This window comes from Psychrobacter urativorans (assembly GCF_904846675.1).
In the GTDB taxonomy this organism is placed as follows: domain Bacteria; phylum Pseudomonadota; class Gammaproteobacteria; order Pseudomonadales; family Moraxellaceae; genus Psychrobacter; species Psychrobacter urativorans_B.
Genome location: NZ_CAJHBT010000004.1, coordinates 1 through 16,963 on the forward strand (window position 1 = coordinate 1; position 16,963 = coordinate 16,963).

9 protein-coding genes, 1 tRNA gene and 1 pseudogene are annotated in these 16,963 nt (G+C 43.2%); 10 read left to right on the forward strand and 1 reads right to left on the reverse strand.

The genetic code is table 11. From position 1 onward, the window contains the following. The 10 genes and pseudogenes from tuf to rpoC form a co-directional block, all read left to right on the forward strand. A pseudogene (gene tuf, locus JMY06_RS03245) lies at positions 1-231 on the forward strand (elongation factor Tu); the annotation flags it as partial. A 296-nt stretch (positions 232-527) separates the two neighbouring features. Beyond that, a tRNA-Trp gene (locus tag JMY06_RS03250) sits at positions 528-603 on the forward strand. Between the two features lie 50 nt (positions 604-653). Beyond that, positions 654-1,139 (forward strand): preprotein translocase subunit SecE, encoded by a 486-nt coding sequence (gene secE, locus JMY06_RS03255; protein ID WP_201616188.1) that lies wholly within the window; start codon positions 654-656, stop codon positions 1,137-1,139. A 96-nt stretch (positions 1,140-1,235) separates the two neighbouring features. Next, entirely contained in the window at positions 1,236-1,766 is a 531-nt protein-coding gene (gene nusG, locus JMY06_RS03260; RefSeq protein WP_201528490.1) for a transcription termination/antitermination protein NusG, read from the forward strand. 97 nt (positions 1,767-1,863) lie between these two features. Further along, on the forward strand, positions 1,864-2,295 hold the full coding sequence (gene rplK, locus JMY06_RS03265; RefSeq protein WP_201528492.1) for a 50S ribosomal protein L11: 432 nt from the start codon (positions 1,864-1,866) through the stop codon (positions 2,293-2,295). Further along, positions 2,295-2,996: a 50S ribosomal protein L1 gene (gene rplA / locus JMY06_RS03270; RefSeq protein WP_201616190.1), complete on the forward strand. Its 702-nt coding sequence runs from the start codon at positions 2,295-2,297 to the stop codon at positions 2,994-2,996. Before rplK ends, rplA begins: the two co-directional genes overlap by 1 nt. 493 nt (positions 2,997-3,489) lie before the next feature. After that, the gene (gene rplJ / locus JMY06_RS03275) at positions 3,490-4,017 is read left to right on the forward strand and encodes a 50S ribosomal protein L10 (protein ID WP_201528496.1); all 528 of its coding nucleotides are present in this window, start codon (positions 3,490-3,492) and stop codon (positions 4,015-4,017) included. 126 nt (positions 4,018-4,143) lie between these two features. Beyond that, positions 4,144-4,515, forward strand: coding sequence for a 50S ribosomal protein L7/L12 (rplL, locus tag JMY06_RS03280; RefSeq protein WP_201528498.1), 372 nt, complete (start codon positions 4,144-4,146; stop codon positions 4,513-4,515). A gap of 712 nt (positions 4,516-5,227) precedes the next feature. After that, positions 5,228-9,346: a DNA-directed RNA polymerase subunit beta gene (gene rpoB, locus JMY06_RS03285; RefSeq protein ID WP_201616191.1), complete on the forward strand. Its 4,119-nt coding sequence runs from the start codon at positions 5,228-5,230 to the stop codon at positions 9,344-9,346. Between the two features lie 201 nt (positions 9,347-9,547). Beyond that, positions 9,548-13,777 carry a DNA-directed RNA polymerase subunit beta' gene (gene rpoC / locus JMY06_RS03290; protein ID WP_201616193.1) on the forward strand — a complete coding sequence of 1,410 codons (4,230 nt, stop codon included), beginning with the start codon at positions 9,548-9,550 and terminating at the stop codon, positions 13,775-13,777. A 278-nt stretch (positions 13,778-14,055) separates the two neighbouring features. Here rpoC and JMY06_RS03295 read toward each other — a convergent pair whose 3' ends face one another. Beyond that, positions 14,056-16,719: a penicillin-binding protein 1A gene (locus tag JMY06_RS03295; protein ID WP_201616195.1), complete on the reverse strand. Its 2,664-nt coding sequence runs from the start codon at positions 16,717-16,719 to the stop codon at positions 14,056-14,058. Positions 16,720-16,963: the final 244 nt, after the last annotated feature.

Genomic DNA, 16,963 nt, shown 5'->3' on the forward strand with positions numbered 1-16,963 from the left:
CGTCATACACCATTCCTAAACGGCTATCGTCCACAGTTCTACTTCCGTACCACTGACGTCACTGGCGCAATCCAATTACAAGACGGTACTGAAATGGTTATGCCTGGTGATAACGTTGAGATGGGCGTAGAGCTTATCCACCCAATCGCTATGGACAAAGGTCTTCGCTTCGCAATTCGTGAAGGCGGCCGTACGGTAGGCGCTGGTGTTGTTGCTAGCGTTAACGTTTAATACTGAATGTAGTATTTAAACCGTTAGTTAAAAAGCTGCTCTCTTTATTGAGGGTGGCTTTTTTATTGGTGTCTAGAAATCAGTATCTAAGTAAGTATTGGTATCTGAGTAAGCCCGATGCTATAAAAGACAAAATAATATGAAGGACAAGATAAACAACATGGGACCTGACCTTATTGCTCATATCAATGACTTTCAGCAGATATAGGTTATTAATTAGATTAATATGCCGGAATAGTCTCTTATAACTTGCATTATAATTAAAATCTTGTATAATTATCAGCCTTAACACCTATAGGCGATTGGCTCAATTGGTAGAGCATCGGTCTCCAAAACCGAGGGTTGTAGGTTCGAGTCCTACATCGCCTGCCATCTTACTAGCATATCTTGTTGTACCTATCCATCTCCAAAGCGAGTCCTTTATGAGCGATTATCAAGATAACCTCGATAATAAGTTATCTGATGCCAAGGCGGCTGGTGATGGAGTGCTGACTAAAAATATGCACGTATCAGCGACAAACACTTCTGCCGTTGAAGTAGCTAAAACTGGTTCAGTAAAAGATGTGCTGCTATGGCTATTAGCAATAGCAGTTTTAATCGGCGCGACTTTAGTCAATCAGTATTTACCTGGTTACTGGCAACCTGCCAATGACCTTTGGGTACGGATTGGTATTATTGTCGCCCTTTTTGTATTTGCACTAGTATGCTTAGCACTTACCCATCAAGGTCGTGCATTCAAAACTTTGTTAAAAGACGCTGCTGTTGAATTACGCCGCGTCACTTGGCCAAGTAAAGACGAAACCTTTCAATACACATGGCAAGTAATTGTCGTGATTGCCATTGTTGGGTTTTTTATTTGGTTATTGGATAACTTTTTTAATTGGTTTGTTGGTCTTTTTATCGGTTAAATGCAATAGGGGTAGAGCGTCAAAATCGCGCATTGCGAGACGTTATAATTACTGTCGTTTAACTCAAATTTTACTTATAGCGATTAGGAGCGTGTTATGCGTTGGTATATTGTCCAAGCGTTTTCAGGATATGAAAAACAAGTGCAACGTTCATTGACCGATCGCATTAATCGTAGTGACTTTGCTGAATTTTTCGGTGATGTGTTGGTTCCTACTGAAGAAGTCGTCGAAATGAAAGACGGCAAAAAGCGTAAAAGTGAGCGTAAATTCTTTCCAGGATATGTATTGATCCAGATGGAAATGAATGATAATACTTGGCACATTGTTAAAGAGTGTCCACGTATTATGGGTTTCATTGGTGGTACACCAGAGACTCCTGCGCCGATTACCCAAGTAGAAGCCGATCGCATCTTAAATCGTCTGAATCAGACTGAAGCTACCCCGCGTCCGAAGACTCTATTTGAGCCAGGCGAAGAGTTGTTGGTTATCGATGGTCCATTCACCGACTTTAAAGGGTTGGTTGAAAAAGTGGATTACGAGAAGTCTAAACTACATTTAACCGTAAACGTATTTAATCGACCGACTCAGGTTGAACTTGAATTTAGTAAAGTTGAAAAACTAGACTAAATATACATTAACCGGGGAGCTGTTAATCAGTACTGTGTTATTTATATCCATAACATGAATTATTGATTCAGCGTTATCACCCATTTAGGAGACAGTTATGGCTAAGAAGATTGATGGCTACATCAAACTACAAGTCCCTGCAGGTAAAGCAAATCCTTCACCACCGATTGGTCCAGCATTGGGTCAAAAAGGTGTGAACATCATGGCTTTCTGTAAAGAATTTAACGCTGCGACCTCAAGCCAAGAGCCAGGTCTACCGATCCCAACTGAGATCACAGTATACAGCGATAAGTCTTTTACCTTCATCATGAAATCACCGCCAGCTGCGTTCCTACTCCGTAAAGCTGCTGGCGTCACTAAAGGTTCTGGTACGCCAAATACCGCTAAAATCGGTAAAGTGAACCGTGAACAACTTGAAGAGATCGTCAAGACTAAAAATGCAGACTTAACTGCAGCTGATCTTGATGCTGCTGTCCGTACCGTCGCTGGTACCGCTCGTTCAATGGGTATTACCGTGGAGGGTGTATAATGTCTAAGCTAACCAAACGTCAAAAAGAAATTCAAAGCCGTATTGATAACGAAAAACTCTACACTATTGATGAAGCGGTACAAATCTTAAATGATTTGCCAGTGCTAAAATTTAAAGAGTCTATCGATATCGCGGTAAACTTAGGTGTTGATCCACGTAAATCTGACCAAGTCGTTCGTGGCGCAACTAACCTTCCTGCTGGTACTGGTAAAACCAAACGCGTTGCTGTATTCGCTCAGGGCGCTGCTGCTGAAGCCGCTAAAGAAGCTGGTGCAGACATCGTTGGTTTTGAAGACCTAGCAGAATCAATCAAAGCCGGTAACATGGACTTTGATGTGGTTATTGCTGCTCCTGATGCTATGCGTGTTGTTGGTCAGTTAGGTACAATTTTAGGCCCCCGTGGTTTAATGCCTAACCCTAAAGTCGGTACCGTAACGCCTAACGTTGCAGAAGCCGTAACTAATGCTAAAGCTGGTCAAGCACAGTATCGTGTTGATAAAGCAGGTATCATCCATACGACTATCGGTCAAGTTGGCTTTACTGTTGAGCAAGTTATGCAAAACGCTCAAGCACTAATTGCTGATCTTAAGCGTGCTAAGCCTGCTACGTCTAAAGGTATTTTCATTAAAAAAATCACCTTATCTAGCACTATGGGCCCAGGTATCACTATTGATCCTGTACCTTATCGCGTTATTAAATAAGACTGCTTTATTAAATAAGTAAACTCATTAATATACGTGTTCAATACTCGAGTGTTTTAATTGAAATATTACGGACAATGAGCACTACTAAATTTTAAGAATTAGGTCAGCGTAGCATCTGCTACGCTGTCTAAGACCGTAGGTAGAGAGCAGTTCAGAAGTATTGTTAATAGTTTTTAAAGTTGCTACCAATACCAATGGGCTGGTTTTGTTAATCGATGATAGATGAAAATCTTAGTTGGCCTACGCAGACGGTGGCCCACACAGTTTACGACAAGAGCGGATAGAGAAATGCTGCTATTAAAGTAGCAGCGTCAACCTATTACTCAACGTCATTCTGATAACGGTGCCGTAATCAGGCATTGCCAATAGGCAGACTGCTTATAGGTAATGTATCGTATCAAGTCAGTCTTACTTTATATTTAGATTGTGAAAGACTTCGGTTTTTAGCAGTTCAGATAATAAAGCGATTGATAAGATTAAGGAGTCAACTATGGCATTAACGCTAGAGCAAAAACAACAAGTTGTGGCTGAAGTGTCTGAAGTTGCTGCTAATGCTTACTCAGCGATCGCTGCCGAATATCACGGTATTGGTGTTGCAAAGCTTACTAAGCTGCGCGAACAAGCTCGTGAGAAAGGTGTCGTTTTGAAAGTGGTAAAAAATACCCTAGCAAGACGCGCTTTTGAAGGCACAAAGTTTGAGTGCATGTCAGACAGTCTAACTGGTCCGTTGCTTTTGGCTTTCTCAATGGAAGATTTGGGATCTGCAGCTAGAGTCGTTTTTGACTTTAGCCAAGATAACAATGCTCTTGAGACCAAATTGGTATCAGTTGGTGGTGAATTATTTGGTCCAGAAGATTTAGAACGCGTAGCGAAGCTTCCAACGCGCGACGAAGCGATATCTATCTTGATGGCAACCATGAATGCACCAGTGACCAAGCTTGTCCAGACTATGAACGCAGTTCCTGGCAAATTTGTTCGCACCGTAGCAGCAATCAAAGACGCAAAAGAAGCTGCTTAATTGCTTGTTTTAATGTAAATTTAACATTGCAGGTTGCACTTTATTGTCATACCTATTTTAAAATTTGGCAAGCAATCCAAGCAATATTAAAATCAATTAATTTTTATCAGATAACGGAGAGTTCTCATGGCACTATCTAAAGATGATGTGTTAAACGCAATCGCTGAAATGTCAGTAATGGATATCGTTGAATTAATCAGCGACATGGAAGAAAAATTCGGCGTAACAGCTGCCGTTGCTGCTGCTGCACCTGCTGCTGCTGCTGCCGGTCCTGTTGCTGAAGAGCAAGACGAATTTGACGTTGTTCTTGCCAGCTTTGGCGAGAAGAAAGTTGCTGTAATTAAAGCAGTACGTGAAGCGACTGGCCTTGGTCTAAAAGAAGCGAAAGATTTGGTTGAAAGTGCTCCAGCACCAATCAAAGAAGCTGTTTCTAAAGCTGATGGCGAAGAATTGAAAAAGAAACTTGAAGAAGCTGGTGCAACTGTTGAACTAAAATAAGTTTAATACTGTCCTAAAAAAAGCTGGTAATGCCTTGCATTGCCAGCTTTTTTTCATTATAATGACCGACTTGACCTTTTGTGTCTGCCAACATACGTAAGCATCAACACGGTGGATACCCATCAAAAGGACAGACGATATACATGCACGCAAATCTGTCAGTTTTTAAGAGCAGTTTAATATAGGCTAAACGTCAATAGATGTTTGGCGTTTTTTTGCGTCTGCATGCTTTCCTATTGTTAATAATGTTTATATCGACTCCGATCTATTTTGCTTTTAAATAGTCTAGCATGGTTTTACTGTCAGTACAGGTCTCCTCGACAGTACATATTAGCGACGATATTGTTTACGTCACCTATGTTTAACTCGCTTTAAACACGAAATGCCTAAAGATAGGCTGTTTAATACAGTCCACTATTGAAATCTTAAGCAAAAGTAATCATATCTTTATATCAGCTTTAGAATCTCGGTATTGATGTTAGAGTTTTAAGGGGTTCATTTTAGTTTGCATTGTAACTTTTTACTGCAACGTAGCAGCCAAGTTTTGATTAAGTTAAATATCTATTTCTTAAAAAGGTTTACAACAGATTATTAAGAATATTTGTAGTAACAATCGTTTTTTGTATTATCGTTTACGTCGCTAAGTCTGCATAGCATTTATGCATACTGGCCGCGCTTTAATTTGTTTTCACGTTTACTGTAAGGACTCTCGATGGCATATTCTTATACTGAAAAAAAGCGTATTCGCAAAAGTTTTGCCGAATTACCCACTGTAATGGACATTCCCTATTTACTGTCTATTCAAGTGGATTCCTACGAGCACTTTTTGCAAGAGCACAAAAAACCAAAAGCTCGTGAGAATACTGGCCTACAAGCTGCGTACTCCTCTATTTTCCCTATCGAAAGTCACTCTGGTAACGCAGAGCTACAATTCGTTGAATACTATTTAGGTACGCCTGAGTTTGATGAGCGTGAGTGTATCTTGCGTGGCTCAACTTTCGCAGCCCCTATGCGCGTCAAAATTCGCTTAATTATCAAAGATAAAGACAGCAAAGATAAGGACAGTAAAGCGGCCATCAAAGATATCCGTGAGCAGAGCGTCTATATGGGCGAGATGCCATTGATGACCAATAACGGTACCTTTATTATTAACGGTACTGAACGGGTTATCGTATCTCAGCTACATCGCTCACCAGGCGTATTCTTTGACCATGATAAAGGTAAATCACATTCAAGTGGTAAAGTACTTTATAACGCCCGTATTATTCCTTACCGTGGTTCTTGGTTAGACTTTGAATTTGATGCCAAAGATTTAGTCTTTGCTCGTATTGACCGTCGTCGTAAGCTATTGGCCTCTATTATTCTACGCGCACTAGGTTTAAGCACCTCTGAAATTCTAGACTTGTTCTTCGATAAAGTATCGGTTTATAAAGGTGAAGAGCAATTCGAAATTGATTTGGTTGCTGATCGTTTGCGCGGTGAGATGGCGCAGTTTGATATCGTAACACCTGCAGGCGATGTGGTAGTAGAGCAGGGTAAACGTATTAATGCCCGCCGTATCCGTCAGCTTGAAGAAGCCGGTATGACTAAAATTGCCGTACCTGATGAATATCTATATGAGCGCATTTTGGCAGAAGACATCATCGTTAATGATGAAGTAATCGCTAAAGCTAATACGCTAATTGACCATGAATTATTGGTGAAATTAAGCTCGTTTGAAGCCAGTGACTCTATCAAAGAAATCAGCATTCTATTCACAAATGATATCGATCAGGGCAGTTATATTGCCGATACGCTACGCGCTGATAGTACCTCAAGCCGTGAAGAAGCCTTGATTGAAATTTATAAAGTCATGCGTCCAGGTGAGCCACCAACGGTTGAGACCGCTGAGAAGCTATTTGACAGCATGTTCTTTAACGCCGATCGTTATGATTTATCAAATGTCGGTCGTATGAAATTTAACCGCCGTTTGGGGTTAGCATTTGATGACACACCTGATCCTGATGTTCAGCGTGCGCGCAGTGTTTTAACCAATGACGATATCGTTAACGTTCTAAAAGAATTGATTGAAATTCGTAATGGTCGCGGCGAAGTCGATGATATTGACCATTTGGGTAACCGCCGTATTCGTTCAGTTGGCGAGATGGCAGAAAATCAATTCCGTGTTGGTTTAGTCCGTGTTGAGCGTGCAGTCAAAGAGCGTTTGAGCTCAGCTGAATCTGATAACTTGTCACCACAAGATTTGATTAACTCGAAGCCGGTAGCGGCTGCGGTAAAAGAATTCTTTGGTTCAAGCCAGTTGTCACAGTTTATGGATCAGAACAACCCGTTGTCTGAAGTCACTCATAAACGCCGTGTATCGGCGTTAGGACCCGGTGGCCTGACCCGTGAACGTGCAGGCTTTGAAGTACGTGACGTCCATGATACCCATTATGGTCGCGTATGCCCGATCGAGACCCCTGAAGGTCCAAACATTGGCTTGATTAACTCATTAGCTACCTTCGCTAAAACTAATAGCTTTGGCTTCTTAGAGACGCCTTATCGCCGTGTGGTTAATGGTCAAGTGACTGACGCCATTGAATATCTATCAGCTATTGAAGAAGTGGGTACTGTGATTGCACAGGCCGACTCGCCAATGACTGAAGAAGGTGCGCTCAGCGATGAAATGGTCAGCGTCCGTAGCTATGGTGAATTCGTTCGTATGCCGCCAGAAAAAGTGACGCACATGGATGTGTCACCAAGTCAGGTAGTATCGGTAGCAGCAGGCTTAATTCCGTTCTTAGAGCATGATGATGCTAACCGCGCCTTGATGGGTTCGAACATGCAGCGTCAGGCAGTTCCTACTTTACGTGCTGATAAGCCGTTAGTGGGTACCGGTATGGAGCGTCACGTTGCTCGTGACTCGGGTGTTTGTGTGATTGCCAAGCGTGGCGGTGTGATTGAAGATGTTGATGCATCCCGCATTGTGGTACGCGTTAATGAAGATGAGATGGTTGCTGGTGAAGCTGGTATTGATATCTATAACTTAGTTAAATATACCCGTTCTAACCAAAATACTTGTATTAACCAACGCATTATTGTCAACCAAGGTGATGATATTGCTTCAGGTGACATCTTAGCTGATGGTCCTTCAACTGACTTAGGTGAGTTGGCATTGGGTCAGAACATCCGCATCGCATTTATGCCGTGGAATGGTTACAACTTCGAAGATTCAATCTTGCTGTCTGAGAAAGTGGTTAAAGAAGATCGTTTTACTACCATTCATATTCAAGAATTGACTTGTGTGGCACGTGACACCAAACTTGGTACTGAAGAGATCACTGGTGATATTCCAAACGTTGGTGAAGCAGCCTTATCAAGTCTTGATGAAGCGGGTATCGTTTATATCGGTGCTGAAGTAGATTCTGGTGACATTTTAGTAGGTAAAGTTACGCCAAAAGGTGAGACTCAACTGACGCCAGAAGAGAAGTTACTACGGGCCATCTTTGGTGAAAAGGCCGCTGATGTTAAAGACACGTCTTTACGTGTACCAACATCAAGCAAAGGTACGGTCATTGACGTGCAAGTCTTTACCCGTGATGGCGTCGAAAAAGATGCGCGTGCCAAAGCCATTGAAAAGTCGCAGCTCGACAGCTATCGTAAAGATTTAAAAGAAGAGTTGCGTATCTTTGAAGAAGCAGCACGTGGACGTATTGGTCATCTACTCGATGGCCAAAAAGTCAGCGGCGGTTCTGGTCTAAAAGCTGGTACCGTTATGGCGGCAGCTGATATGAAAGAGATGAGCCTTGAGATCTTACTTGATATTCAGCCTGTTGAAGAAGAAGTTTCTGAGCGTCTAACTCAAATCGCTGAGTATTTAGTCGATAAGCAAAAAGATATCGATACTAAGTTTGCTGAGAAAAAACGCAAACTGACTTCAGGTGATGACTTGCAGCATGGCGTCCAAAAAATCGTTAAAGTTTATCTAGCGGTAAAACGTCGTATCCAGCCGGGTGATAAAATGTCCGGTCGTCATGGTAACAAAGGTGTGGTATCACGTATCATGCCGGTCGAAGATATGCCTTATGATGAACATGGTAATACGGTAGATATCATCCTGAATCCGCTTGGCGTACCATCGCGTATGAATATTGGTCAGGTACTTGAAACCCATTTAGGTATGGCAGCCAAAGGTTTGGGCGAGAAGATAGAGGGTATGCTCAAAGCCCAAGCGGCAATCAAAGATTTGCGTGATTTCTTAGACCAAATCTATAACAAAGTTGGTGGCGAAAGTGTTGATCTAGATAGCTTGACTGATGATGAAATCATGACTTTATCAGACAACCTACGTGGCGGCGTACCGATGGGTACTGCGGTATTTGATGGCGCACATGAGCATCAAGTCAAAGACTTGTTAGAGCTTGCGGATCTGTCAAGAGACGGTCAGCAGACTTTATATGATGGTCGTACGGGTCAGAAGTTCGACCGTCAAGTGACAGTTGGTTACATGTATCTGCTCAAACTTAACCATTTGGTTGATGACAAAATGCATGCGCGTTCTACAGGGTCATACTCACTAGTTACTCAGCAGCCGCTCGGTGGTAAAGCTCAGTTCGGTGGTCAGCGCTTCGGTGAAATGGAAGTGTGGGCACTAGAGGCTTATGGCGCGACTTATACCTTGCAAGAAATGCTAACGGTGAAATCGGATGACGTTGAAGGACGTACCCGTATGTACAAAAACATCGTCGATGGTGAGCAGTATATGGATCCAGGTATGCCTGAGTCATTTAATGTACTGACCAAAGAAATCAAATCATTGGGTATCAATATTGAGTTAAAGCAGACCCACTAAGTATGGCTTACTGATTCTGCATTAACTGTTATAGCGTTAATTAATGAGTCAGTCATCACAATTTAGTTGTCAACTAAAGGCAGCACGCCCTTTGCTGCTGCTTTTAGTCATTTATCTCAGCCCTATTCATTGCCTTCATTCATCTTGTTAGCGTCAGTTTATTGCGCTTACAGATGATTATAAAGATAACGGAGAAGCAACTTGAAAGATTTACTCGATATCATGCAAAGCCCTACCGGCAACGGTAACCAAGAGTTTGACAGTATTCAAATTACTCTCGCCTCACCTGACATTATTAAGTCATGGTCGCATGGCGAAGTTAAAAAACCTGAAACAATTAACTACCGTACCTTTAAGCCTGAGCGTGATGGTCTATTCTGTGCCAAAATTTTTGGACCAGTAAAAGACTTTGAATGTCTTTGTGGTAAATATAAGCGCCGTAAATTCCAAGGCGTCATCTGTGAAAAATGTGGCGTAGAAGTTACCACGGCTAAAGTGCGCCGTGATCGCATGGGTCATATTGATTTAGCCAGCCCTGTTGCGCATATTTGGTTCTTAAAATCATTACCAAGCCGTATTGGTCTATTGTTAGACATGACCCTGCGTGACATTGAGCGTGTTTTGTATTTTGAAAGCTACATTGTCACTGAGCCAGGTTTGACTAGTTTAGAGCGTTATCAGTTGCTTGATGATGAAGATTATTTTAAAGCGCTTGAAGAGTTCGGTGATGAGTTCGTTGCTAAGATGGGTGCAGAAGCGATTCAAGACTTATTAAAAGATATCGACTTAGATATCGAAATTGATGAGCTGCGTGAAGCCATTCCCCAAACCGGCTCTGAGACTAAGCTTAAAAAGATGTCTAAGCGTCTCAAATTATTAGAAGCATTTCGTGACTCGCATAATAAGCCTGAATGGATGGTAATGACCATCTTGCCAGTACTGCCACCAGACTTGCGCCCGTTGGTACCGTTAGAAGGTGGTCGTTTTGCGACGTCAGATCTAAACGATCTCTATCGCCGCGTGATTAACCGTAACAACCGCCTAAAGCGTCTGCTTGAGCTGAGTGCCCCCGATATCATCGTGCGTAACGAAAAACGTATGCTACAAGAATCAGTAGATGCCTTGCTAGATAACGGTCGCCGTGGTCGCGCTATTACCGGTAGTAATAAGCGTCCGTTGAAATCTTTGGCTGATATGATCAAAGGTAAACAAGGTCGTTTCCGTCAAAACTTGCTCGGTAAACGTGTTGATTACTCTGGCCGTTCGGTCATCGTAGTAGGTCCAACGCTACGTTTGCATCAGTGTGGTTTGCCTAAGAAAATGGCGCTTGAGCTGTTCAAGCCGTTCACTTATAACAAGCTGTTATCACATGGTTTAGCAACTACGATTAAAGCGGCCAAGAAAATGGTCGAACGTGAAGAGCCACAAGTGTGGGACATGCTAGCGATGGTTATTCGTGAGCATCCAGTGCTGCTTAACCGTGCGCCAACCTTGCACCGTTTGGGCTTGCAAGCGTTTGAGCCAGTATTGATTGAAGGTAAAGCCATTCAGTTGCATCCTTTGGTTTGTACGGCATTTAACGCTGACTTTGACGGTGACCAAATGGCCGTTCACGTGCCATTGACTCTAGAAGCTCAGCTTGAATCACGTGCTTTGATGATGTCTACCAACAACATCTTGTCACCTGCTAACGGTGATCCAATCATCGTACCGTCACAAGATGTGGTGTTAGGTTTGTACTACATCAGCCGCTCGTCAGTCAATGCGCAAGGCGAAGGCATGATTTTTGCTACCGTTAATGAAGCATTACGGGCGATTGGCTCTAACGATTTACATGTGAACGCCAAGATTAAAGTGCGTGTTACCGAAACCCATATCGATGACGAAGGCAATCATACTAAAGAAATTAGCATCAAAGATACCGTTGCCGGTCGTTTGCTAATCTGGAATATTATGCCTAAAGGCATGGCGTTCGAAGAGTGTAACCAAGAGATGACTAAGAAAAACATCTCGCGTCTGATTAACTCTTGCTACCGTAAGATGGGCGTTAAAGACAGCGTTATGTTCGCTGACCAATTGATGTATCTTGGTTTTGCCCAAGCCACGTTATCGGGTGTGTCTGTTGGTATCGATGACATGGTCATTCCACCGATGAAAAAACAAATAATCGAAGTTGCTGAAGCTGAAGTTCGTGAAATTGAAGATCAATTCGAGCAAGGTTTTGTGACCGCAGGTGAGCGCTATAATAAAGTAGTCGATATCTGGTCACGTACCAATGATAAAGTCGCGAAAGCGATGATGGATAACTTGGCGGTCGATAAAGTGACTAACGCTCAAGGCGAGGAAGAAGAGCAAAAGTCATTCAACTCTATCTTCATCATGTCAGACTCTGGTGCTCGTGGTAGTGCTGCACAGATTCGCCAGCTTGCGGGTATGCGTGGTTTGATGGCAAAACCGGATGGCTCAATTATTGAAACCCCTATTAAAGCCAACTTCCGTGAAGGTTTGACTGTACTTCAGTACTTCATCTCAACCCATGGTGCGCGTAAAGGTCTGGCTGATACCGCATTAAAAACAGCTAACTCAGGTTATCTGACTCGTCGTTTGGTTGATGTGGCACAAGATTTAGTTATTACTAGCGATGATTGTGGTACTGATGTTGGCCTACTCATGACCCCGCACATTCAAGGTGGCGAGATCATCGAGAAGCTTGGCGATTTAGTATTGGGCCGCGTAACCTCACGTGATGTGACTTATAATGATAATGTCGATAAAATCTTGATTCCAGCGGGTACCTTGATCGATGAGCATTGGGTTAATACTCTTAATGAAAATGCCATTGATGATATTTGGGTGCGTTCGGTTATTACTTGTAATGTAGCGCACGGTGTTTGTGCTCAGTGTTATGGTCGTGACCTTGCTCGTGGTCATAAAGTTAATATCGGCGAATCAGTCGGTGTTATGGCAGCCCAGTCTATCGGTGAGCCTGGTACTCAGTTAACTATGCGTACGTTCCACGTGGGCGGAGCAGCAAGCTCAGCATCAGTGGACAACAGCATCTCGGTTCGTAATGCTGGTCAAGCGCATTTCGAAAACATGAAAACCGTTGAGCATATCGATGGCCATTTGGTTATCGTATCGCGCTCAGCTGAAATCGCCTTAACTGATGAACTAGGCCGTGAGCGTGAGCGCTATAAAGTTCCTTACGGTTCAAGCGTACTCGTGAAAAACGAAGATCAGGTTGAAGGTGGTCAAACTATCGCTAAATGGGATCCGCACACGCATCCTATTATCACTGAATTTGCTGGTAAAGCACGCTTTAGTGATATTACCGATGGTTTAACAGCGACGGTAAAAGTTGATGATGCGACTGGTATGAGCTCGTTTGAGATTCTTGCTACGCGTGACCGTTCAAGCTCAGCAAAAGACTTACGCCCTGCAATTATCTTGAATACTGATGCTGGTAAAGAAGTGGTTTACTTCCTACCTGCTGAAACCATCATTCGTGTTAGTGATGGTGAAGAAGTGGCTGCAGGCTCGATTCTAGGCCGTGTACCCCAAGCCTCTTCAGGTACCAAAGATATTACCGGTGGTCTACCACGGGTTGCGGATCTTTTCGAAGCACGTCGTCCAAAAGATCATGCAATCATGGCAGAGATGACGGGTGTCGTAAGCTTCGGTAAAGAAACCAAAGGTAAAAATCGCTTTATCATCACCAATGAAGACGGTGAAGTTCATGAAGAATTGATACCAAAATGGCGTCAAATTAACGTCTTTGAAAACGAGACAGTAGCACGTGGTGAAGTTATTGCTGATGGTCCACAAAACCCGCACGATATCTTACGCCTAAAAGGTCAAACAGCCCTTGCTAACTATATCGTTAACGAAGTACAAGACGTTTATCGCTTGCAAGGTGTGAAAATCAACGATAAGCATATCGAAGTTATTATTCGTCAAATGCTGCGCAAAGTTGAGGTTACTGATGGTGGAGATTCGAGCCACTTTAAAGGTGATCAACTTGAATATGCTGATATCAAAGCGCTTAACGAAAAACTAGCTGCGGAAGATAAATTCCCAGTTCAGTATGAGCGCCAACTGTTGGGTATCACCAAAGCCAGCTTGGCAACTGAAAGCTTTATCTCAGCAGCATCGTTCCAGGAAACTACGCGCGTACTTACAGCGGCAGCAGTTACTGGCAAAGTCGATGAGTTACGCGGCTTGAAAGAAAACGTTGTTGTTGGTCGTCTGATTCCTGCTGGTACTGGTCTCGCTTATCACAAAGCGCGCAAAGATAAGGCTGAGCAGAAGTTATTAGATAAAACCCAAAATGCAGCGTTTGATATGACCACGGCTAGCAGTGACAGTAAAGACTTCTCTAGCTTTGATGAAGCCTTTGCTCAAGAGCTAAGCCAAGGCAGTCAATCTGAATAGCGTTAGGCTAATTTAGACAGCCCTAAGCCAAACAGCAAAAATGATATAAAAAAGCCAGCCGTGTTGCTGGCTTTTTTTATGTTTTAAAAAAACTTAAGGTAGGGTAATCATAGCGTTTACGGTTCAGTACTGTATCGGTATGCCGGATTATTGGTATTAAGACTAAAAGCTATATTGTCATAAAGTAGGCAAAAAAAACGCTCGTTCAGTCACCACTGAACGAGCGTTTTTTTATTAATCGTTTCATCGATTGCTCTATTAATTCTAATATTGCTACTTTATTCTGGCGTATGCTCTGCGGGCGTTGCTTTTAGTGGCTTTGGCGTCTTACTATCTGGCGCTGCTAGGCGTTTGTTATCAATGCCCTCATTGAGTTTTTCTTCAGTAGGCTCAGGTTCAGGTTGTTTACGCTGCTGCTTTTTTGGAGCGGCTGGTTTTGCTGCCGCGCCTATTTCGTCTTCATCGTTATCAGGAGCAATGACACCATCATCAGTCATCTCTATAATCCGCTGCTTTTGTTTTTTTGATTTAGCGCGGTTATTAAGTGATACCCATTGATAAGGCGTCCCTTTTAACTGGGCGCGCATAAAGTCCATCCATACTGGTAACGCGGCTACACCGCCATATTCATGACGACCAAGTGTTGAGGGCTGATCGAAGCCCATCCATACGACGGTAGCATTAGTCGGATGGAATCCTGCAAACCAAGCATCTTTAGCTTCGTTAGTGGTACCGGTTTTGCCGCCGATATCAGTACGACCGAGCGCTCTTGCCCGAACGGCAGTACCATGCTGAACGACATCACGCAAAATATCTGCCATCTCATAAGCCACTCGCGGTTTCAATATTCGTGGTGCCTGGGTGGCATGTAAGTATTGAATAACCGGGGCTTTGAGACGATCTGTTGCTGGACTGGCATTATAGACGCTAAGATTAACCGCTTTTGCCTTTTGCTGCGCTTTATCTGATTCAGTAGCTTTTTTATTATCCTTAACATTTCCATCAGTGCTAACAGACTTATCTTTTGAATCAGTGGTTTCTGCTTCGCTATCATCGGGCTTATGATAGTCATCAATCAGCTTTTTATTAAGCTCAGCGACTTGTTCGTTAAAGCATAAGGCGCAAGCTTGCTGCGGATTGGCTTGGAACAATAGTTTATTATCATAATTGTAGATTTGTTCAATGAAGTAAGGCTGCACACGATGACCACCGTTGGCAAAAGCGGTATAAGCGGTCGCCATTTGTAGTGGTGTTGCCTGTCCCGTACCAAGTGCTAATGATAATGTGGTCGGCAGCTTCTCTTTATCCAAACCAAACTGATCTAATAAGTTGCGCGTATCCGAGATGCCGATAGCTTGGAGCAGACGGATAGACACTAAGTTACGCGACAGATATAGACCACGGCGTAAGGTGATATCACCTAAGAAGCGTCCGTCAGAGTTCTGAGGTTCCCAGTCGCCCACTTGAATAGGACGGTCTGAGACAATGCTGTCTGGACGATAGCCTTTTTCTAATGCAGTGGAGTAGATAAGCGGCTTGATAGTCGAACCGGGCTGACGCCAGCCTTGTAGCGCGCGGTTAAATTTGCTGTGATTAAAGTCAAAACCACCGACCAATGCATTAACCGCACCGGTATCTGGGTCTAAGGATACCAAGCTTCCTTGTACTTCAGGAACCTGAGCCAGTTGCCAGTTGTCATCATCGGTTTTGATTAAGCGAATGATGTCATTTTCACTGACGATTTGCGCTGCATTACTAGGAGCATTGCTATAGCGGTCGGCTGAGATATATTTACGCGCCCAGCTCATACCCGACCAATTAATAGTAACGTTTTCGCCAGAAGACATAGTAGCTTCAAAGCTGCGCGAATTAACTTTAGTCACTTTAGCGGGATACATGATGCCGTAACGCTGGAACTTTTCCAGCGGCTCATCATTAGCTTCGGCACCGCGCCAGCCGTGGCGATGGTCATAAGCGACCAAGCCCTTTAATATTGCCGTTTCAGCATCTATTTGTGCTTGACTATCAATCGTAAGACGCACGCGCCAACCACCATTGACCACTTGCTTGCCGTAGCGATTGACCAACGCATAACGCGTCATTTCTGCCAAATAGGGCATATTGACGTCGAGCTTTTCTTGATACAAGTTAAGACCAATTGGAGCATTAATGGCTTCGTCACGTTGAGCTTCGCTGATATAGCCAAGCTCATGCATACGGCCAACAATCCAATTGCGCCGAGTCATGGCTCGGCTAGGGTTGGCGACTGGGTTATATTTGGAGGGGGCTTTGGGTAAACCTGCTAGCATTGCCATCTCGGCAACAGTCAGGTTATCTAGAGACTTACTATAGTATTTTTTAGCGGCAGCGCGAATACCATAAGCACCTTCACCTAAGTAGATTTTATTGACATATAAGGTCAAAATCTCATTTTTACTGAGCTCGTCTTCCATTTTTCTAGCGACAAATAGCTCAGTAAGCTTACGATTTAAAGTACGTTCAGGACTTAAAAAGTAGTTTTTAGCGACCTGCATGGTTATGGTAGAGCCACCTGTTTGGCCTTCGTCATCAGTGACCACTTCGGTGACTGCACGCCCAAGACCTTTAATGCTGATACCACTATGCTGAAAAAAGGAGGAGTCTTCGGCCGCCAAAAACGCATGGGTTAAGTCTTCAGGAATTTGCTCAAAGGTGACGGGCAGCGACAGACGATTGCCATATTGGCCAATCAGCTTATCGTCACTACTATAAATCTGTAATGGCATCTCTAAGCTTGCCGTCTTAATCTCTTGAATACTGGGCAGGGTCGGCGATAAATACATCGCCATACCATAAAAGCCAATGGGTACGGCAAGCGCTAAAATCACTGCCAACGCCAAGCAGGCAATGACAATCCCCACCAAAAAGTGAATAAAAGGAGCGGTAGCAGTGGTTTTGGTCATAGTGAGACTTATCGGTTAAAATTTGCGACAAATGGCGTATTATACCTTGAACAAAACGAGTAGTTCATACTAAAAGTGTAATTTCTCCACGCAGGTCGCACCAAGAGTTTACTGTGTAGACGGGTCACGCTAAGAATGTACTTTCTATATATATAGTGTTTTTGAGTGCTTGAATACGTCTAATAAGTAACGTATTGTACTCAATTATTACAAATAACCAAGATATTAGTCACTTAATATAAAG

Coding starts and splice junctions, on each gene's coding strand:
- secE (WP_201616188.1), top strand. CDS start 654: ATGAGCGATTATCAAGATAACCTCGATAATAAGTTATCTGATGCCAAG.
- nusG (WP_201528490.1), top strand. CDS start 1,236: ATGCGTTGGTATATTGTCCAAGCGTTTTCAGGATATGAAAAACAAGTG.
- rplK (WP_201528492.1), top strand. CDS start 1,864: ATGGCTAAGAAGATTGATGGCTACATCAAACTACAAGTCCCTGCAGGT.
- rplA (WP_201616190.1), top strand. CDS start 2,295: ATGTCTAAGCTAACCAAACGTCAAAAAGAAATTCAAAGCCGTATTGAT.
- rplJ (WP_201528496.1), top strand. CDS start 3,490: ATGGCATTAACGCTAGAGCAAAAACAACAAGTTGTGGCTGAAGTGTCT.
- rplL (WP_201528498.1), top strand. CDS start 4,144: ATGGCACTATCTAAAGATGATGTGTTAAACGCAATCGCTGAAATGTCA.
- rpoB (WP_201616191.1), top strand. CDS start 5,228: ATGGCATATTCTTATACTGAAAAAAAGCGTATTCGCAAAAGTTTTGCC.
- JMY06_RS03295 (WP_201616195.1), bottom strand. CDS start 16,719: ATGACCAAAACCACTGCTACCGCTCCTTTTATTCACTTTTTGGTGGGG.